Annotated in this window: 19 protein-coding genes, 2 pseudogenes and 1 riboswitch; of the genes and pseudogenes, 12 read left to right on the top strand and 9 right to left on the bottom strand. The window is 71.4% G+C overall.

Annotated features, from left to right (window positions below; genetic code table 11):
• The first annotated feature begins 205 nt into the window (after positions 1–205).
• Positions 206–1,336, top strand: a complete 1,131-nt coding sequence (locus tag F9278_RS05790; RefSeq protein WP_152167295.1) for an 8-amino-7-oxononanoate synthase — start codon at positions 206–208, stop codon at positions 1,334–1,336.
• 57 nt (positions 1,337–1,393) lie between these two features.
• Here F9278_RS05790 and F9278_RS05785 read toward each other — a convergent pair whose 3' ends face one another.
• Entirely contained in the window at positions 1,394–1,618 is a 225-nt protein-coding gene (locus F9278_RS05785; RefSeq protein ID WP_152167294.1) for a DUF397 domain-containing protein, read from the bottom strand.
• Between the two features lie 9 nt (positions 1,619–1,627).
• A complete protein-coding gene (locus tag F9278_RS05780; RefSeq protein ID WP_152167293.1) occupies positions 1,628–2,488 on the bottom strand; it encodes a helix-turn-helix domain-containing protein in 861 nt (286 codons plus the stop codon).
• Positions 2,489–2,734: 246 nt separating this feature from the next.
• On the opposite strand from F9278_RS05780, the gene F9278_RS05775 reads away from it, so the two are divergent.
• Positions 2,735–3,193, top strand: coding sequence for an ATP-binding protein (locus tag F9278_RS05775; RefSeq protein WP_152167292.1), 459 nt, complete (start codon positions 2,735–2,737; stop codon positions 3,191–3,193).
• Between the two features lie 67 nt (positions 3,194–3,260).
• On the opposite strand, the gene F9278_RS05770 is transcribed toward F9278_RS05775, so the two are convergent.
• From F9278_RS05770 to F9278_RS05760, 3 genes are all read right to left on the bottom strand, one after another.
• Positions 3,261–3,734: a C40 family peptidase gene (locus F9278_RS05770; RefSeq protein WP_152167291.1), complete on the bottom strand. Its 474-nt coding sequence runs from the start codon at positions 3,732–3,734 to the stop codon at positions 3,261–3,263.
• A 3-nt stretch (positions 3,735–3,737) separates the two neighbouring features.
• Positions 3,738–3,908, bottom strand: a riboswitch (cyclic di-AMP (ydaO/yuaA leader).
• A 372-nt stretch (positions 3,909–4,280) separates the two neighbouring features.
• Positions 4,281–4,598, bottom strand: coding sequence for a hypothetical protein (locus tag F9278_RS05765; protein ID WP_152167290.1), 318 nt, complete (start codon positions 4,596–4,598; stop codon positions 4,281–4,283).
• A gap of 7 nt (positions 4,599–4,605) precedes the next feature.
• Entirely contained in the window at positions 4,606–5,247 is a 642-nt protein-coding gene (locus F9278_RS05760) for an ATP-dependent Clp protease proteolytic subunit (RefSeq protein WP_152167289.1), read from the bottom strand.
• Between the two features lie 143 nt (positions 5,248–5,390).
• On the opposite strand from F9278_RS05760, the gene F9278_RS05755 reads away from it, so the two are divergent.
• Positions 5,391–5,669: a type II toxin-antitoxin system Phd/YefM family antitoxin gene (locus F9278_RS05755; protein ID WP_152167288.1), complete on the top strand. Its 279-nt coding sequence runs from the start codon at positions 5,391–5,393 to the stop codon at positions 5,667–5,669.
• A 159-nt stretch (positions 5,670–5,828) separates the two neighbouring features.
• Here F9278_RS05755 and F9278_RS05750 read toward each other — a convergent pair.
• A pseudogene (locus F9278_RS05750) lies at positions 5,829–6,835 on the bottom strand (ABC transporter permease).
• Between the two features lie 302 nt (positions 6,836–7,137).
• On the opposite strand from F9278_RS05750, the gene F9278_RS05745 reads away from it, so the two are divergent.
• The 8 genes from F9278_RS05745 to F9278_RS05710 all read left to right on the top strand — a co-directional run bounded on the left by F9278_RS05745 (position 7,138) and on the right by F9278_RS05710 (position 14,446).
• On the top strand, positions 7,138–7,767 hold the full coding sequence (locus F9278_RS05745) for a TetR/AcrR family transcriptional regulator (RefSeq protein ID WP_152167287.1): 630 nt from the start codon (positions 7,138–7,140) through the stop codon (positions 7,765–7,767).
• A 193-nt stretch (positions 7,768–7,960) separates the two neighbouring features.
• On the top strand, positions 7,961–8,263 hold the full coding sequence (locus F9278_RS05740; RefSeq protein ID WP_152173719.1) for an urease subunit gamma: 303 nt from the start codon (positions 7,961–7,963) through the stop codon (positions 8,261–8,263).
• Positions 8,264–8,273: 10 nt separating this feature from the next.
• Positions 8,274–8,585 carry an urease subunit beta gene (locus F9278_RS05735; RefSeq protein ID WP_152167286.1) on the top strand — a complete coding sequence of 104 codons (312 nt, stop codon included), beginning with the start codon at positions 8,274–8,276 and terminating at the stop codon, positions 8,583–8,585.
• Positions 8,578–10,299, top strand: coding sequence for an urease subunit alpha (locus F9278_RS05730; RefSeq protein ID WP_152167285.1), 1,722 nt, complete (start codon positions 8,578–8,580; stop codon positions 10,297–10,299). The genes F9278_RS05735 and F9278_RS05730 overlap by 8 nt, the downstream gene beginning before the upstream one ends.
• The gene (locus tag F9278_RS05725; protein WP_152167284.1) at positions 10,299–10,973 is read left to right on the top strand and encodes an urease accessory protein UreF; all 675 of its coding nucleotides are present in this window, start codon (positions 10,299–10,301) and stop codon (positions 10,971–10,973) included. Before F9278_RS05730 ends, F9278_RS05725 begins: the two co-directional genes overlap by 1 nt.
• A 256-nt stretch (positions 10,974–11,229) precedes the next feature.
• Positions 11,230–11,919 carry an urease accessory protein UreG gene (gene ureG / locus F9278_RS05720; RefSeq protein ID WP_152167283.1) on the top strand — a complete coding sequence of 230 codons (690 nt, stop codon included), beginning with the start codon at positions 11,230–11,232 and terminating at the stop codon, positions 11,917–11,919.
• Positions 11,916–12,692 (top strand): urease accessory protein UreD, encoded by a 777-nt coding sequence (locus F9278_RS05715; protein WP_226966651.1) that lies wholly within the window; start codon positions 11,916–11,918, stop codon positions 12,690–12,692. Before ureG ends, F9278_RS05715 begins: the two co-directional genes overlap by 4 nt.
• 164 nt (positions 12,693–12,856) lie before the next feature.
• The gene (locus F9278_RS05710; protein WP_152167281.1) at positions 12,857–14,446 is read left to right on the top strand and encodes an alpha/beta hydrolase; all 1,590 of its coding nucleotides are present in this window, start codon (positions 12,857–12,859) and stop codon (positions 14,444–14,446) included.
• Positions 14,447–14,509: 63 nt separating this feature from the next.
• Here the strand turns inward: F9278_RS05710 and F9278_RS05705 are convergent.
• Positions 14,510–14,824: pseudogene (locus F9278_RS05705) on the bottom strand (hypothetical protein); the annotation flags it as partial.
• A gap of 88 nt (positions 14,825–14,912) precedes the next feature.
• Positions 14,913–15,641, bottom strand: a complete 729-nt coding sequence (locus tag F9278_RS05700; protein WP_152167280.1) for a lysophospholipid acyltransferase family protein — start codon at positions 15,639–15,641, stop codon at positions 14,913–14,915.
• A gap of 320 nt (positions 15,642–15,961) precedes the next feature.
• Here F9278_RS05700 and F9278_RS05695 point away from each other — a divergent pair, with 320 nt between their 5' ends.
• Positions 15,962–18,085 carry a PP2C family protein-serine/threonine phosphatase gene (locus tag F9278_RS05695; RefSeq protein WP_152167279.1) on the top strand — a complete coding sequence of 708 codons (2,124 nt, stop codon included), beginning with the start codon at positions 15,962–15,964 and terminating at the stop codon, positions 18,083–18,085.
• On the opposite strand, the gene F9278_RS05690 is transcribed toward F9278_RS05695, so the two are convergent.
• Positions 18,058–18,336: a hypothetical protein gene (locus F9278_RS05690; RefSeq protein WP_152167278.1), complete on the bottom strand. Its 279-nt coding sequence runs from the start codon at positions 18,334–18,336 to the stop codon at positions 18,058–18,060. The two genes, F9278_RS05695 and F9278_RS05690, sit on opposite strands and share 28 nt — an antisense overlap.
• Positions 18,337–18,371: the final 35 nt, after the last annotated feature.

The raw sequence follows: 18,371 nt of genomic DNA, 5'->3' as shown, positions 1-18,371 counted from the left end.
ATCCTGTCCTACGGGACCGCTTCCGGCCAAGGAGAGTTCGGACAACAGAGTGGGATCGGCGTGTGGGTATCACCACATCGTGAGCGGTCGGCGGGGCCGTTAGTGTCTGTGCACTGCCTACAAAAGCACCGGCGGCACCGTGCACCACGGCGCCGGCCCCGCGGCCTGCCCGCGGCACACCGCCCGCCCACACCCCGGAGGACCCATGGCGTTCGGCTGGATCGACGAGCAGGCGTCGGCGCGCCGCCGCGCCGGGCTCGTACGGACCCTGCGGCCCCGCCCCGCCGACTCGCCGCTCCTGGACCTCGCGAGCAACGACTACCTCGGTCTCGCCCGGCACCCCGAGATCACCGAGGGCGCCGCGGAGGCCGCGCGGCGGTGGGGCGGCGGTGCCACCGGCTCCCGGCTCGTCACCGGCACCACCGAGCTGCACGGCGAGCTGGAGCGGGAACTCGCCGACTTCTGCGGCTTCGAGGCCGCCCTCGTCTTCTCCTCCGGCTACGCCGCCAACCTCGCCGCCGTCACCGCGCTCGCCCCGCACGGCTCCCTGATCGTCTCGGACGCGGGCAACCACGCCTCGCTCATCGACGGCTGCCGGCTGGCCCGGGGCACCACCCAGGTCGTCGCCCACGCCGACCCGGAGTCGGTCCGCAAGGCACTGGGCACGGGCGGCGGGGTGCCCGCCGTCGCCGTCTCCGACACCGTCTTCTCCGTGGACGGGGACGCCGCCCCGCTGGCCGCCCTCGCCGCCGTCTGCCGGGAGTACGGCGCCGGGCTGATCGTGGACGACGCCCACGGACTCGGCGTCCTGGGCGACGGGGGCCGGGGCGCGCCGTACGCGGCGGGGCTCGCGGGCGACCCCGACGTGGTCGTGACGGTCACGCTGTCGAAGTCGCTGGGCAGCCAGGGCGGTGCCGTCCTCGGCCCGGCCCACGTCATCGACCATCTGGTCAACGCGGCCCGGACGTTCATCTTCGACACCGGCCTCGCCCCGGCCGCGACCGGCGCGGCGCTCGCCGCGCTGCGGCTGCTGCGCCGGGAGCCGCAACGGGCCGCGCGGGCCCGTGCGGTGGCGCGGGAGCTGCACACACGGCTGACGGCGTCGGGCCATGAAGCGGTGCGGCCCGACGCCGCCGTGGTGTCCGTACGCGCGCCGTCGCCGGATCAGGCGGTCCGATGGGCGGCCAACTGCCGGGCGGCGGGTCTCGCCGTCGGCTGTTTCCGCCCACCGTCCGTGCCCGACGGCGTCTCACGGCTGCGGTTGACCGCCCGCGCGGATCTCACACAGGGGCAGATCGATCGAGCCGTGGGGATCATCGGCGATACGCGACCGTGAGTCGGCGTCCCGGCCGAGCGTCGCCACGAGCGGAAGCGCACACGCTGTCGGTGGTGGTCACCGCAGCGTGGTGATGAATCCCTCCCAGGCGTCGGGGTCGAACAGCAGGGCGGGCCCCGCCGTGTTCTTGGAGTCGCGTACGGCCACCAGACCGGCCCAGCGGCCGGGCCCGGGACGGGCCGTCTCCACGCAGTTGTTCATTCCGGTGCTGCGACTGCTGCGCAGCCATCGCACTCCGCGCAGTTCGGTACTGGTGGTTACGTTCCGAGGCAGTGCGGACATGGTGCCTCCTTACGCGCCGGTGGCTAGTCCGGCGATGTAATCCAACGAGTCCTCGGGCGAAAGGGCGTGGATCTGAAGGGCGTTGAAGGCCTCGACATACGCCTTGAGGTCTTCTTTCCGTTCGAGGTAGAGGCTACTCGTCAAGTGGTCGAGAACAACCACGTCCAGATCAGATGTGCTCCGAAACGAGAAAATTACGAAAGGGCCGGTGACGCCGATATGCGCCCCGGCAGTGAACGGGAGCACCTGCAGTCGCACTTGGGGAAGCCGCGCCGCCTCGACCAGATGGACCAGCTGCCGCGTCATGATCTCCGGGCCACCCACCTCACGTCGGAGAACGCCCTCGTCGAGCACCGCGCTCAGCCTCATCGGCGGGCTCCCGCGCAGAACCTCCTGCCGCGCGAGCCGCACCTCCACGAGCGCGTCGATTTTGTCGTCTTCCAGCCCCTCCACCGCGGCCCGGGTCACCGCCCGCGCGTACTCGGGGATCTGCAGCAGCCCCGGCACCACCGAGGTCTCCAGCGTCCGCATCCCCCCGGCCTGCGACTCCAGACTGATGAAGTCCCGGTACGTCGGCGGCAGTACGCCCCGGTACGCGTGCCACCAGTTGTGCCGCCCGCCGCCGTCCTCGGAGCCCGCCAACGCCAGGAGCAGCTCCCGTAATTCGGTGTCGTCCACCCCGTACGCGTCCAGCAGCTTGCGTACGTCCGCGGGCTTCACCCCGCTGGCGCCCGTCTCGATCCGGCTCACCTTGGACTGGTGCCAGCCCACGCGGTCGGCCGCCTCGATACTGGTGAGCGCGGAACGGGTGCGCAGCACACGCAACTCGGCACCGAGCTTGCGGCGGCGTACCGCCGGACCGTACTGCATGGGATTCTCCTTCCGCCCGGCGCGCGAAGTCGGGGTGACGACAGAGGATGGACGAAGACCCCACCCGAATACGGTCGGCCGTCGGATAGTTCACCGCTTCGAGCGACAGATATATGCATATCTTGGTGGATCGCACCCGAGACAGCCCAGGTAGTGGCAGTCTGGCGCGAAGCACCAGTCCGGGACCGTAGTCGAACCATCCGCTCCCTGTCGGACACCGGTCCCGTGGGAAAGGGACGCCTCGCCATGGCAGATCACCTGGAAGCATCCGTCACTCTGCCGAGCGATCCCGCCTCGGTGTCCGCCGCCCGGAACTACGTCGCCGGCGTGCTCGCCGAATGGGGCCTGCCGGGCGACACCGACATCGCGGAGACCGTGCGCCTGATCGTGTCCGAACTCGCCACCAACGCCGTCCAGCACACCCTGGGCCAGTCGCCCACCTTCACCGTGGACCTCGCCCTCGACCGGGACGAGCACCTGCGCATCGGCGTCACCGACAGCCATCCACGCTTCCCGAAACGACTGCCGGCCGCCGTCCAACAGGACAACGGCCGGGGCATGGTCATCATCCGCTGGCTGACCGCCGAATGCGGCGGCAGGCTGAGCGTCAGACCCACTCGGGAGGGCGGCAAGACGGTGGCGATCGAACTTCCGTGGACGGTCCCCGTGCAACCGGTCACGGCGGGCGGTCCGCAGGAGACATGAGGACCGCGATCGGCGCGCACCAGAGGCGTCGGGGGCGGCGGAGCGCTCCGCCGCCCCCGACGGTGGGTCAGCGGACCCGGCCGTACCAGACGTTCTTCGTCCAGAGCTTCTGCAGCCGGACGACGTCACCCGTCTTCGGCGAGTGCCAGATCTTTCCCTTCCCCGCGTAGATACCGACGTGATAGACGCTCGAACCGGAGTGGAGGAAGACGAGGTCTCCGAGCTTGCGGTTGCTCGCGGAGATGTGCTTCGTCTTGTTGTACTGCTGCTGAGCAGTACGGGGCAGCTTCTTGCCCGCCTTCTTGAACGAGTAGAGCGTCAGCCCTGAGCAGTCGAACCTGCCCGGACCCGTGGCGCCGTACTTGTAAGGGGAGCCCTTCTTGGAAGCCGCGACCTTGAGTGCCTTCGACGCCACTGTGGCGGCCTCGGCGCCGGATGCGGCGCCCGGGACCACGATGCTGCCGCTCACTGCGGCGATGGTGAGAGCCGAGGCCGTGCCGGCCCGGGTCAACAGCGACGGGACACGATTCAGCGCAGTCATGCGCAACCCTTCGTCAGCCGCCTGTGAAGGATGACCTGTCGGATTCGGGCTGGCGAAGTTGCCCGGCCGCTGACGCGGCTTCACCCCAAGGGCTGCTCGGCCCGGTCATGGGTTGACCGTTCCGGCGACCCGTCGTGCTTGGGTCCTCCACTCCTGCCGATGCACTCCTGTCGACCGGTCATCCGGGTAGCGGCAGGACTCGGCGTCCACCCGGATCGCCCCGCCGCTGCGGCGGGGGCTTGTCGTCAGGAAGGGATCTTGGCGCACGGACGTCCGAAAATCCCAACGGAACCATGGATTTGTGGTCTTACTCACCACTCCCCCGTTCGGGTGGACAGGGGGATTTCGGCGGGTGTGTCCAAGTGGCCGAGGAGGTCCGCACCAGCACCGGAATGGCGTGCTCCGGCCATGTACCAGGCGTGTTGCGCAACTTGACAGGTCCTTGCGACGTATGGGCCGATGGGTCGATCGCGGTAGGCCGTCCGAAGGGCGTGAAACCCGGACCGGACGCCCCGTCAGTAGTACGGCGCGCGGGCCTGGATCGGTTCAGGTCGGTGAGTCCTCCGGTTCCGGGGGCAGGGCCACCCGGCCGGCCCGCCGTTCGCCGTCGAGGACCCGCAGGGCCCGCGCGAGCGTCGGGGCGTGCACCTCGTTCTCCCCGCGCCTGTGCATCAGTTCGAGCGCCTCGCGCAGGGCGATCGCCTTCGCGACGAGCGCCTGCGCCGCACGCAACCCGCGGTAGGTGTCGCCCGGACGGGCCGGATTGATCCGGCCGAGCAGATCGACCACGTCCAGGTAACGGTCGATCAGCTCCGCCTCGGCGCGGGTGAGCGCGGGCAGCGGCGGCAGTTCGGGTGGCAGCATCCGCGCCTCACCTCGCGCCGGGGAGCGTGGGCGAGCCCTTGCGGCTCCGGATCACCCGGTCGGCCAACCCGTACGCCACCGCCGCCTCGGCGTCGAGGAACAGGTCCCGCTCGATGTCGGCGGCGATCCGCTCCGGGCCGCGCCCCGTGTGCCGGACGAGCATCTCCTCCAGCATCCGGCGGTTGCGCGTCAACTCCGCCGCCTGGATGACCAGATCACTCGTCTGCCCCTCGATCCGGTCGGTCGTCCCCGGCTGGTGGATCAGCACCCGCGCCCCCGGCAGCATGAACCGCTTGCCGGGCGTGCCCGCCGCCAGCAGCACCGCGGCGGCCGAACCCGCCTGCCCCAGACAGACGGTCTCCACATCGCAGGTGACGAACCGGATCGTGTCGTAGAGCGCCGTCATCGCGCTGAACGAGCCGCCCGGCGAATTGATGTACAGCGAGATGTCGCGGTCCGGCGCCTGGTACTCGAGATGCATGAACTGCGCCATCACGTCGTTCGCCGACGTGTCGTCGATCGGTGTCCCGAGGAACACGATCCGTTCCTCCAGCAGCTTCGAGTACGGGTCCATCGTCCGGTGACCCGCACCGGTGCGCTCGGTGAACTCGGGCAGCACATGTCGGGCCGACGGTCGGTTCGCGGGCATGGGGACGCCTCCTCTGGAACGGCTTCTGTACAGAATGTACAGGACGTACGAGGGGCTGGGGAGGGGCCCGGCGAGAGACGGCGCCCCGCGAACGGGATCTTCCGCTCGGGGCGGCGCGCGGTGCCCGGTCTAAGCTGGACTCCATGGCCTACGAGATTCCGGTGACGCAAGCCAGGGCTGAGCTCGCCGATCTGATCAACCGCGTGGTCTACGGCGGTGAGCGAGTCGTGGTGACGCGGCACGGAAAGCCCCTCGTCGCCCTGGTCTCCGCCGCCGACCTGGAGCAGCTCGAAGCCCTCCAGGAACCCGCGGACGAGCCGGTGATCAGCGCCGTCTCCCGAGTCCGTGAGGTCACACCGGCGACGAGGGAACAGCAGCGGTTCGGCATCGCGGCGGAGCATCGGGGGACGGGGGCCTCCTAGCGGGTGCCGCGAAGGCGGTGGCGTGAAGGCGGTGGCGTGAAGCCGAGGGCGCGTGACGCTGCCCCGCCGCCCACATGGCAAGAGGCCGTGCGCCCCCGTCCGCTACAGCGGGGGCGCACGGACGGTTCCGGTGGTGGCCGGGCTCGGACTCGGGAGCGGTCAGCTCGCCGGAGCCGGAGCCGGAGCCGGAGCCGGAGCCGGAGCCGGAGCCGCCGCCGCGGCGGCGGTGGTCCGCCCGATGGGCTTCGGGCGCCGCTTGAGCAGATCGCCCAGGAGGACGGCGGCCAGGCCGAGGGTCGCCCAGGTGGTCAGGACCAGGGCCGGGGTGAGGGCGGCGGCGCCGTCGAAGAAGGACACCGAGCGCAGCAGGGACGCACCCGCCCCCGGCGGGAGCAGCTGACCGAGGTCGCCCACCGGCTCCGGCAGCATCTGGGGTGCCGAGGACGCGCCCGCGAACGGGTTGCCGAGGAACACGATCAGCAGGGCGCCCAGACCCAGGCCCGCCTTGCCGAGCAGGGAGGCGAATCCGGCCACGGTGGCGCCGACGGCCAGGGTCGCCAGGCTCAGCACGCCGGCCTCGGCCCACCGGTGCCCGCCGAGCACACCGAGCCAGCTGTCCGTGATCGCGGTGGCGGCCAGTCCGACCAGGACGGCGGCGCCGACCAGCGCGCCGGCCGCACGCCACCGGCGCAGCCCGAGCAGCGTGACCATGGCGCCGGAGGCGGTGCCGGCCAGGGCCAGCGGCAGCACGCTCGAACCGAAGGCCGAGCCGCGCGGGTCGTTCGCCGGACCGGCCACCACGTCGTCGGTCGTCACCTGGACGCCCTCCGCGGCGGCCTGCTGGACCACCGCCTGCTGCAGCAGCTGGGCGACCATCGGGCTCGCGGCCGACGCGGTGAGCAGCTTGGGTCCCGCCTGGGTGACGACCACCGCGCCGTATACGGTCCGGTCCTCGATCGCGTCCCGGGCGGCGGCCTCGTCGGCGTAGCGGTGGATCTCGAAGGCGCCGTCCCGCTGCTCGAGCTGCTGCTCGACCTGGGCGACGGCGGTCGCCGGTCCGGCCACGCCGAGCGGCAGGTCGCGGGGGCGGTGCGGGCGTTGGGCCAGGCGAAGGCCCACAGGGCGAGCGCCGCGATCAGCGGGATCAGGACGACGACCGCGATCATGCGGCGGCTCGGGGGTGCCGAGTGCGCCGAGGGCGCCGAGCCGGGGGTGGCGGGAGTGGCGGGAGTGGTGCCGGTGCCGGTGCCGGTGCCGGTGGCCTGGGCCGCGGTGGGTGCAGCGGACGGGGCGGACATGGTTCTCCTTGGGTGGGAGGGGAGCGGCCGGTGGGGTCGCTTCCGTGGGGGGAGAGGTCGCTCGGCGGCGACGATCTCCAAAAAGAAGGATCGTTCGTTTTTCTTGACTTCACCATGCTCCCGGTGGCTGCGCCTTGTCAAGAAGGAACGTTCGTTTTACGTTTGGCGGTATGCCCCGCGTATCCCAGGAGCGTCTCGACGCCCGCCGCCGCCAGATCCTCGACGCCGCCGCCCGCTGCTTCGCCCGCAACGGCTTCCACGCCACCTCGATGCAGGACGTGCTGAAGGAGGCCGACCTCTCCGCCGGGGCGGTCTACCGCTACTTCACCGGCAAGGAGGAGCTGATCGCGGCGATCGTCGGCGAGGTCCTCGACCGGGTGCGCGGAGCCTTCGAGGAGGCCGCCGCCCAGAGCCCGCCCCCGCCGCCGGACGTCCTGATCGGGGCCGTCCTGCGCCGGATCCTGCACGGGCAGCCGTCGCTGGGGGAGACCGAGGAGTCCCTGTATCCGAGGCTGATGGTGCAGGTGTGGGGCGAGACGCTGCGCAACCCCGAACTGCACGCCATCCTCGTCGAGGGGTTCGTCACGGTTCGTCAGCCCTGGGTGAGGATCGTCGAGGGGTACCAGGACGCGGGGATGATGCGCGCCGACATCCCCGCGCTGAGCGTGGCCCGCACGATGGTCGCGCTGGCGCAGGGCTTCGCGGCCCAGTACGCGCTCTTCGGGGACGTACCGATCCAGGTGGTCGAACTGGGTGTGAAGGCGCTGACGAGCATGGGCGACCCGGAAGCCCGGGACTGACCCGGACCGACGCGGGACCGAGTGGGACTGCCCCGGACCGGGCGGCCGGTGGTGCGGCGCGCGCGGATCACGGTCCGGTTAACGTCGCCGAAACGCCACCCAATTAGCCTGCGGCCACGCCACCAGCGATTTTGCCCGGTGGCGAGGCAACCGGATCCCGCACGGTCCGGAGCGAGGATGTGAGGTGGACGCCGTGCAACTGACCCCGCACGAGCAGGAGAGGCTGCTGATCCATGTGGCGGCCGACGTGGCGGAGAAGCGCCGGGCCCGCGGCCTGAAGCTGAACCACCCCGAGGCCGTCGCGCTCATCACCGCGCACCTCCTCGAAGGCGCGCGGGACGGCCGCACGGTGGCCGAACTCATGGTGTCCGGGCGGAAGTTGCTCACCCGGGACGACGTCATGGAGGGCATCCCCGAGATGATCCACGACGTTCAGGTCGAGGCGACCTTCCCGGACGGCACCAAGCTCGTCACCGTCCACGACCCGATCGTCTGAGGGGGCCTCGATGATTCCCGGAGAGATCCTCTTCGCCGCGGACCCGATCGTCTACAACGAGGGCCGTGAGGTCACCCGGCTCACCGTCCTCAACGCCGCCGACCGGCCCGTCCAGGTCGGCTCCCACTACCACTTCGCGGAGGCCAACCCCGGCCTGGAGTTCGACCGTGCCGCCGCGCGCGGGCTGCGGCTGAACGTCGCGGCCGGCACCGCCGTCCGGTTCGAGCCGGGGATCCCCGTCGACGTCGAACTCGTCCCCCTCACCGGCGCCCGTGTCGTGCCCGGACTGCGCGGGGAGACCGGAGGTGCCCTCGATGCCTGAGATCTCGCGTGCCGCGTACGCCGACCTGTTCGGCCCGACCACCGGTGACCGTATCCGGCTCGCCGACACCGATCTGCTCGTCGAGATCGAGGAGGACCGCTCCGGCGGCCCCGGACTCGCCGGTGACGAGGCCGTGTTCGGCGGTGGCAAGGTCATCCGCGAGTCCATGGGCCAGGCCCGCGCCACGCGCGCAGAAGGCACCCCGGACACCGTCATCACGGGCGCGGTGATCATCGACCACTGGGGCATCGTCAAGGCCGACATCGGCATCCGCGACGGCCGGATCACCGGCATCGGCAAGGCCGGCAACCCCGACACCATGGACGGCGTCCACCCCGACCTGGTCATCGGCCCCGAGACGGAGATCATCGCGGGCAACGGGCGGATCGTCACCGCCGGCGGCGTCGACGCCCATGTCCACTTCATCTGTCCGCAGATCGCCGACGAGGCACTGTCGGCCGGTGTCACCACACTGGTCGGCGGCGGTACGGGACCGGCCGAGGGCTCCAAGGCCACGACCGTCACCCCCGGCCCCTGGCATCTGGCCCGGATGATGGAGGCGATGGAGCACTACCCGCTCAACATCGGCTTCCTGGGGAAGGGCAACACGGTCTCGCACGAGGCGATGCTGTCCCAGATCCGCGGCGGCGCGCTCGGTCTCAAGCTGCACGAGGACTGGGGCTCGACCCCGGCCGTCATCGACGCGTCCCTGACCGTCGCCGACCGCACCGGTATCCAGGTCGCCATCCACACGGACACGCTGAACGAGGCCGGGTTCGTCGGTGACACGCTCGCCGCGATCGGCGGACGCGGTATCCACGCGTACCACACCGAGGGCGCGGGCGGCGGGCACGCGCCCGACATCATGACCGTGGTGTCCGAGCCGCACGTCCTGCCCAGCTCCACCAACCCGACCCGGCCCTACACCGTCAACACCGCCGAGGAACACCTCGACATGCTGATGGTCTGCCACCACCTGAACGCGGCAGTGCCCGAGGATCTCGCGTTCGCGGAGTCCCGGATCCGGCCCTCCACCATCGGCGCCGAGGACATCCTGCACGACCTCGGCGCGATCTCGATCATCTCCTCCGACGCACAGGCCATGGGCCGGGTCGGCGAGGTCATCCTGCGGACCTGGCAGACCGCGCATGTGATGAAGCGGCGGCGGGGCGCGCTGCCGGGCGACGGCCGCGCGGACAACCACCGGGTACGTCGCTATGTCGCCAAGTACACGATCAACCCCGCCCTCGCGCAGGGTCTCGCCCGCGAGATCGGTTCCGTCGAGACGGGCAAGCTCGCCGACCTCGCCGTCTGGGAGCCCGCGTTCTTCGGCGTCAAGCCACAGCTCGTGATCAAGGGCGGGCAGATCGCGTACGCGCAGATGGGCGACGCCAACGCGTCCATCCCCACGCCGCAGCCGATCCTGCCGCGTCCCATGTTCGGGGCCGTCGGGCGGGCACCCGCCTCCAACTCGTTCAACTTCGTGGCGCCGCTCGCCATCGAGGACGGGCTGCCGGAACGGCTCTCGCTCGGGAAGCGGTTCGTCGCCATCGAGTCGACGCGCGGGGTCACCAAGGCCGACATGCGCGAGAACGACGCGCGGCCCGAGGTACGGGTCGACCCTGACAGCTTCGCCGTGCACATCGACGGGGAGCTGGTGGAGGCGACTCCGGCCGCCGAACTGCCCATGGCCCAGCGGTACTTCCTCTTCTGATGGCCAGGGCGACTCTTCTCGTACTGGCCGACGGCCGGTTTCCCGCCGGGGGGCACGCGCACTCCGGCGGGGCCGAGGCGGCCGTCAAGGCCGGGCGGATCACCGGGGCGGCGGACCTGGAGGCGTTCTGCCGGGGGCGGTTGCACACGGCCGGGCTGGTGTCCGCGTCGCTCGCCGCCGCCGCCGCGCTGGGGGTCGATCCGGTCGAGCTGGACTCGGCCGCCGACGCCCGTACGCCGTCGCTCGCGCTGCGGGTCGCTTCGCGGCGGCTGGGGCGGCAGTTGACGCGGGCGGCGCGGGCGACCTGGCCTTCGGCCGAACTGGACGCGCTGGCGCGGGAGTTCCCCAAGGGGGCGCATCAGGCGGTGGTGTTGGGGGTGACTGCTCGTGCGGCCGGGTTGGGGGCGGACGACGCGGCGTACTGCTCCGTGTACGAGAGTGTGAGCGGGGTGGCGAGTGCGACGGTGCGGTTGCTGAGTCTTGATCCGTTCGATGCGACCGGGGTGTTGGCGCGGTTGGCTCCTGAGATGGATGTGGTGGTGGGGGCGGCGGTGGAGGCGGCTCGGGGGGTGGGGGGCGGGGGTGTCGGGGTTCTGCCGGCGGCTTCCGGGCCGTTGGGGGAGATCGGGGCGGAGGTGCATGCGGCTTGGCCCGTACGGCTGTTCGCCTCCTGAACCGTTCTCGCCCCCGCCGCCCCTACCCGTCCTGTGTTGTCGAGTGCGGGTCCGGTGGGGCTTCTCGCGCGGTTCCCCGCGCCCCTGAAGAGCCGGGGCTGCGCCCCGTGCTCTTCGGGCCGAAAAAGCAGGGCGCAGCCCGCTTTTTCAGGGGCGCGGGGAACCGCGCGACCAGCCCCCACCCACCCGCACCCGCCGACACACCGAATCCCCCGAGCCCTTCCGCGAACCCAGCAAACGTCAGGAGCCGCTAGCCATGCATCTCGATCACACCCACTCCCACGACGGCCCGGCGGCCATCGGCGCGGACGCGCACCGGCCCGATGGGACGCGTCGCGCGCTGCGGATCGGGCTCGGTGGGCCCGTCGGGTCCGGTAAGACGGCCACCGTCGCCGCGCTCTGCCAGGCCCTGCGGGACGAACTGTCGCTCGCGGTGGTGACGAACGACATCTACACGCGGGAGGACGCGGAGTTCCTGCTGCGCGAGGCCGTGCTGCCGCCGGAGCGGATCACGGCCGTGGAGACGGGCGCGTGCCCGCACACCGCGATCAGGGACGACATCTCCGCGAACCTCGAAGCGGTGGAGGATCTGGAGGACGAGGTCGGGCCGCTCGACCTCATCCTCGTCGAGTCCGGGGGCGACAACCTCACCGCCACCTTCTCCAAGGGGCTCGTGGACGCGCAGATCTTCGTCATCGACGTGGCCGGCGGGGACGACATCCCGCGCAAGGGCGGCCCCGGGGTCACCACCGCCGACCTGCTCGTCGTCAACAAGACGGACCTCGCGCCGCACGTGGGGTCCGACCTCGCCCGGATGGCCGCGGACGCGAAGGCGCAGCGCGCCGAGCTGCCGGTGGTGTTCCAGTCGCTGCGGAGCGAGGCCGGGGTCGGGGACGTCGCCGCCTGGGTGCGGGAGAAGCTCGCGGCGTGGACGGTAGGAGAGTGACGGAACGCGTACGAGGGACCTCCGGGGTCAGGGCCACCGCCCGTATCGCGGCCCGTGCCGACGGGCGGGGCGGTACGGCCCTGCCCGTGCTGGAGAGCGACGGGCCGCTCGCCCTGCGCCGCACCCGGGGGAGCGGCGACGAGGCGCGGATCATGCTCGTCGGGGCCATGAGCGGGCCGCTCGGCGGGGATCGGTTCGCCGTCGAGGCGGAGGTCGGCGAGGGGGCCCGGCTGCGCGTCGGGTCGGCCGCCGCGACCATCGCGCTGCCGGGGCAGGCCAAGGGCGAGGCCCGCTACGACGTACGGATCGATGTCGCCGCCGGAGGTGAACTGCGGTGGCTGCCGGAGCAGTTGATCTCCGCGAACGGCAGCGATCTGTCGGTGTCGACGCGGGTGGACCTCGCCGCCGGGGCGCGGCTGGTGTTCCGGGAGGAGCAGGTGCTCGGACGGGTGGGGGAGGAGCCCGGCCGTCTCACCAGCCGGCTGACCGTTCTGCTCGGCGGGCGTCCGTTGCTCGATCAGCAGGTGGGGTGCGGGCCGGGGGCGCCCGGCGGCTGGGACGGGCCCGCCGTGCTGGGCGGGCTCCGCGCGTTGGGGCAACTCGTGGTCGTACGGCCGGAGTTCGTCGAGCGGACGCCCGCGCCCAGGGTGCTGGGGGAGACCGCCGTCCTCACCCCGCTCGCCGGGCCCGCCGTCCTCGTCAGCGCGCTCGCGCCCGACGCGCTGCGACTGCGGCGGGTGCTCGACGAGGCCCTCGCCGAGCTGGACGGCTGAGAGGGGCCTGGCACCGGACATCCGCTGAACGGGACTTGCCGCACCGGTTATCGGATTAGTAAAGAACTGTTCGCCCCCCTGTCCTCAGATGCCTCACAGGTACGAGGATCCCCGTGACCATTCGAACATCGAATCTACGTACGGGGAGTTCCCTCTTGAGAGGTATGAGGCCGACCAGCAGGGCGGCAGCGTTCGGCTCCGCCGGACTGCTCGTCACGGCGACGCTGATAGCCGGTGCCGTGACCGCCCCCGTGGCCAGCGCCGCGGACGGCGGGCGGACGCAGGACCGCGAGGCCAAGGGCGTGGCGGTCGCCGCCGCGAAGGCGGCGAAGAAGGGCATCACCTGGCAGGACTGCCCCGAGAGCTGGGGCCTGGAGAAGCCGATCAAGTGCGGCTGGGTCACCGTGCCGCTGGACTACGCCAAGCCGAACGGCAAGCAGATCAAGCTGGCCGTGGACCGGATCGGCAGCACCGGCACGAAGAAGGAGCGGCAGGGCGCGCTCGTCTACAACCCGGGCGGTCCGGGCGGCTCGGGGCTGCGCTTCCCGCGCCGGGTCACCACCAAGGCCCCGCTGTGGGTCAACACGTCCGAGGCGTACGACTTCGTGGGCTTCGACCCGCGGGGCGTCGGCAAGTCGGCGCCCATCTCCTGCGTCGACCCGCAGGAGTTCGTGAAGGCGCCGAAGACGGACCCGGTCCCGGACTCCGAGGCCGACAAGCGCAAGCAGCGCAAGATCGCCGCCGACTACGCGGCAGGCTGCAAGAAGCGCAGCGGCGCGATGCTGCCGCACATGACGACCCCGAACACCGCGCGCGACCTGGATGTCATCCGGGCCGCCCTGGGGGAGAAGAAGCTCAACTTCCTCGGTGTCTCCTACGGCACGTACATCGGCGCCGTCTACGGGACCCTCTTCCCCGACCATGTGCGCCGCATGGTCGTCGACAGCGTGGTGAACCCCTCGCGCGAGAAGATCTGGTACCAGGCCAACCTGGACCAGGACGTCGCCTTCGAGACCCGCTGGAAGGACTGGACGAAGTGGGTCGCGGCCAACGACGCGACGTACCACCTCGGGAACACCCAGGCCAAGGTGCAGGCGAAGTGGCTGGAGCTGCGCGCCACCGCGAAGGAGAAGCCCCTCGGCGGCCTCGTCGGCCCGGCCGAGCTGATCTCCTTCTTCCAGAGCGCCCCGTACTACGACTCCGCGTGGGCGCCCACCGCGCGGGTGTGGAGCGAGTACGCCGCCGGTGACACCCAGGCGCTGGTCGACGCCGCCGCCCCGGACCTCACCGACACCGCGGGCAACGCCGCCTCGGAGAACGGCAACGCCGTCTACACGGCGGTCGAGTGCACCGACGCCAAGTGGCCCACCAGCTGGAAGAAGTGGGACCGCGACAACACCGAGCTGCACAAGAAGCACCCGTTCATGACCTGGGCCAACGCCTGGATGAACCTGCCGTGCGCCACCTGGCAGTCCCAGCAGTACACCCCCGTGGACGTGAAGACGAAGAAGGGCCTGCCGCCCGTCCTGATCGTCCAGTCCGAGCGGGACGCGGCCACCCCGTACGAGGGTGCCGTCGAGCTGCACAAGCGGTTCAAGGGCTCGCGTCTGATCACGGAGACCAAGGCCGGCTCCCACGGAGTCACCGGTCTGGTCAACCCGTGCGTCAACGAGCGGGTCGACACCTATCTGCTCACCGGCAAGGTGGGCAAGGCCGATGTGAAGTGCGCTCCGCACGCCACACCGACGCCGTAGGGCCATGAGAGGGGGAGGGGGTGACCGACGAAATCGGTCGCCCCCTCCCCCCTCTGCTCACACGGTCACCCCGACCGCCGCCCCGACCCGGTCGGCCACCGCCAGCAACTGCCGGGCGTGTTCCGGTCCGTACGCGACCATGTCCACCAGCACGTCGCGGCCGTCGCCGATCGTCGCCGCCAGCGCCGCGTCGTCACCCCGGTCGGCCGGTACGGTCCGTACCTCCTCCGGCCGGTCGGCGTCCCGGCCGCCGCCCCGCGGGACGGCCGTCACAGCCCAGCCGTCCCGCGCCGGCGCGTCCACGGCCACGCGCCCGATCTGTCCCGTCGCCCGATCACCACAGCCCGTCGTGTCATGCCCCGACCGTACGACGCCCACGCCCCGGCCGCGGTGAGGATCTGCTCCTGGCAGAACGCCCGGCCGCCCGGCTCCCTGAACCAACTCGGTGCCGTACGTGGCGCCTTGCTCAACTCAACGGCATGCGCGGAAACTTGCGCTCCTTCGCGGCCTTCGCCGCCGCGGCCTCCTCCGCCTTCACCACGGCCGCGTACTGGTCGACGTACTCCTGCTCGGAGAGCGTGAGGATCGCGTACATGATCTCGTCCGTGATGGCGCGCAGGACGGCCTTCTCGTTCTCCATGCCCTCGTAGCGGGAGAAGTCGAGGGGCTTGCCGAAGCGGATGACGACGGGGTGGATGTTGGGGATGACCTTGCCCGGGGGCTGCGCCTCGAAGGTGCCGATCATGGCGCAGGGGATCACGGGCACCCGGGCCTTGAGCGCCATGACCGCGACGCCGACCTTGCCCTTGTAGAGGCGGCCGTCGTGCGAGCGGGTGCCCTCCGGGTAGATGCCGAGGAGTTCGTCCTTGCCCAGCACGCCGAGACCCTCGCGGATGGCGGCCTGACCCGCGTCCTTGCCGGAGCGGTCGACCGGGATCTGCCCGGCGCTGTGGAAGAAGAACGCCGTCAGCCGGCCCTTGAGACCCGGGCCGGTGAAGTACTCGGCCTTCGCCAGGAAGGTGATGCGGCGCTTGAGGATCGCCGGCATCAGGAAATGGTCCGAGAAGGACAGGTGGTTGCCGGCGACGATGGCCGCGCCCGACGACGGCACGTGTTCGAGGCCTTCGATGCGAGGCCGGAAGACCAGTCTCAGCAGCGGCCCCAGAAGCACGTACTTGAGCAGGTAATAGAACACGGCGTCTCCCTCGCGCTACCGGATCGGCCAACTTTGCTGACGTTGCGTCAGGCGCATGAGCGCTGGTGAGCCTCGTCCCGCGTGTCGACGATTGATCGTAGCCCGACACGCCGCGTCACCGGGAGCACCCGTACCCGCCCCGCATCCCCTCACACGTACTTCCGGCCCCCGGCTCTCGACCGGAGACAGCCGCGCCGGAGTCACCGGAGCACCCCGCCTCGTCCCGCCCCGTCCTGTCCCTCCGGCCACGTGACTGATCCACATGCCGTCGTCCGCGTGGGGGCTTAGCGTCGGCATATGGGCGTCAGGTGTTGCGCCGCATGACCGGGTCCGGTGTGGAGCCGGGTGTGGTCGATCCGCTCGGTGAGACCTTGGCGGCGGCGGTGCGGCGGGCCGGCGCCCGGTCCGGCGGTGTCTATCTGCTGGACCCCACGGAGTCCGTCGTGGGCCTCATCGCCCTGTGCGGCATCCCGGTCGACGCCTTCGCACCATGGTGGCGGGCCCCCTTCTCCGTGCACGGTCCGACCCAGGACGCCGTACGCAACGAGCGGCTCGTCTGGGTCAGCTCCCTGGACGAGCTGGCCCGCAGCTACCCGCGCGTCGCGGCGAGCATCCCGTACCAGGTCGCCTTCGCGGTCGTACCGCTCAGAGACGTCCGGCACTGCCGGGGCGCGCTGCTGCTGATGTGGCCCCCCGGCCGCTCGCCCCGGCTCAGCCGCCGCGAGCGCGAGGACATCGTGGCCGGCGCCGGCCGGATCGCCCGGGTCCTCGACGCCGCCGCCCACCCCCCGGTCATTCCGGACCGGCCACGCTTCGTCCGCCCCCACCACGCGGAGCCGAGACCGAGGTCCGGGCTCGCCGCCGCCCAGCTGGTGGAACGGCTGCCCCTCGGCGCCCTCGGCCTCGACCTGGGCGGCTGCGTCACCTACATGAACGCGGCGGCGGCCGATCTGCTCGGCAGTCCGGTAGAGCGGCTGGTGGGGACCCAGCCGTGGAAGTCACTGACCTGGCTCGACAACATCGCGTACATGGACGCCTACCGCACCGCCGTGAGCAGCCGCGAGCCCGTCGCCCTGACCGTCCTGCGCCCACCGGACCAGTGGCTCGACCTCCGCCTGCACACGGACGACACCGGCACCAGCGTCCTTATCGCCCCCGACCCCACCACCCGGCCGCCCGGCGCCCGGCCGACCTTCACCGGCACCCCCTCGCACAGCCGTATCCATCTGCTGATGGCGCTGGCGGCGGCACTGACCGAGACCCTCGGCGTCCAGGACGTCGTCGACCTCGTCGCCGAGCGGATCCTGCCCGCGTTCGGCGCCCACGGCATGATCATGTCCACCGCCGACGCCGACCGCATACAGATCATCGGACACCGCGGCTACGACCCCGCCGTCATCGAGCAGTTCGACGGACTGCCCACGGACGCCGACCTGACCCCCGCCGGCCGCACCCTGACCACCGGCGCCTCCTCGTTCTTCGCCGACCGCGGCGAACTCTCCCGCCTCTACCCGAGGGCCCCGCAGATCACCGACAAGCACGCGTGGGCCTTCCTGCCGCTGCTCAGCTCCGGCCACCCCATCGGCTGTCTGCTCCTCGCCTACAACGAACCCCACCCCTTCACCGCCGCCGAACGCTCCATCCTCACGCCCCTCGCCGGGCTCATCGCCCAGGCCCTGGACCGCGCCCGCCTCTACGACGCCCAGCACAACCTCGCCCACGCCCTCCAGCAGACCCTGCTGCCGCACGCCCTGCCCACCGTCACCGGACTGGACGTCGCCGCCCGCTATCTCCCCGCCAGCCACGGCATGGACATCGGCGGCGACTTCTACGACCTGATCCGGCTCACCGACACCACCGCCGCCGCGGTCATCGGGGACGTCCAGGGCCACGACATGACGGCGGCGGCCCTCATGGGCCAGGTCCGGATGGCCGTCCACTCGCACGCCACGGCCGGCGCCACCCCCGACCAGGTCCTCACCCGCACCGACCGCGACCTCGCCGACCTGCACGCCAGCCGTTTCGTCTCCTGCCTCTACGCCCACCTCGACCTCGCCCGCCACCAGGTCACGCTCGCCAGCGCCGGACACCCGCCCCCACTGCTGCGCCACCCCGACCACCGCACCCACCCCGTCCACATCTGTCCCGGCCCGCCGCTCGGCATCGGCATCGGGACCCCCGCCTACCCGCTCACCACGCTCTCCCTGGGCCCGGAAACCCTCCTCGCCCTCTACACCGACGGTCTCGTGGAGGACCCCGGCAGCGACATCACCGGGACCATCGCCGACCTCGCCGAACACCTCGGCACGTCCGGCGACCTCCCCCTGCACCAGCTCGTGGACAGCCTCGTCCAGCACACCCGGCGCACCGACGACATCGCCCTGCTCCTGCTGCGACCGCACGCCGGTACGGCACCTCACATCGGCAGCTCGGGCCAGACGTAGTACGAGTCGAAGGGCCCACCGCTGATGTGGACCAGCCTGACGAAACTCGTCGCCACCAGCTCATCCCGGGCGAGACGGCCGGCGTTCCTGGTGTCGATACAGATGCCGTTGACCTTGTAGTCCGGCTCCAGCAGCTCCCTGAAGAACCGCTCGGGGTCGGGGCTCATGGCCTCCCAGTCCCCTTCGTCGAACTCGATCTCGAAGACTTCGAGGGTCTGCGGTTCACCGTCGTGCTTGCGGACCGTCGCCATGATGGATGTCCTTCCGGGAAGTGAACGACCTCCTC

This window comes from Streptomyces phaeolivaceus (assembly GCF_009184865.1).
GTDB classification, from domain to species: domain Bacteria; phylum Actinomycetota; class Actinomycetes; order Streptomycetales; family Streptomycetaceae; genus Streptomyces; species Streptomyces phaeolivaceus.
The sequence above is the reverse complement of the archived record's forward strand: the minus strand, read 5'-3'. Positions and strand labels throughout refer to the sequence as shown.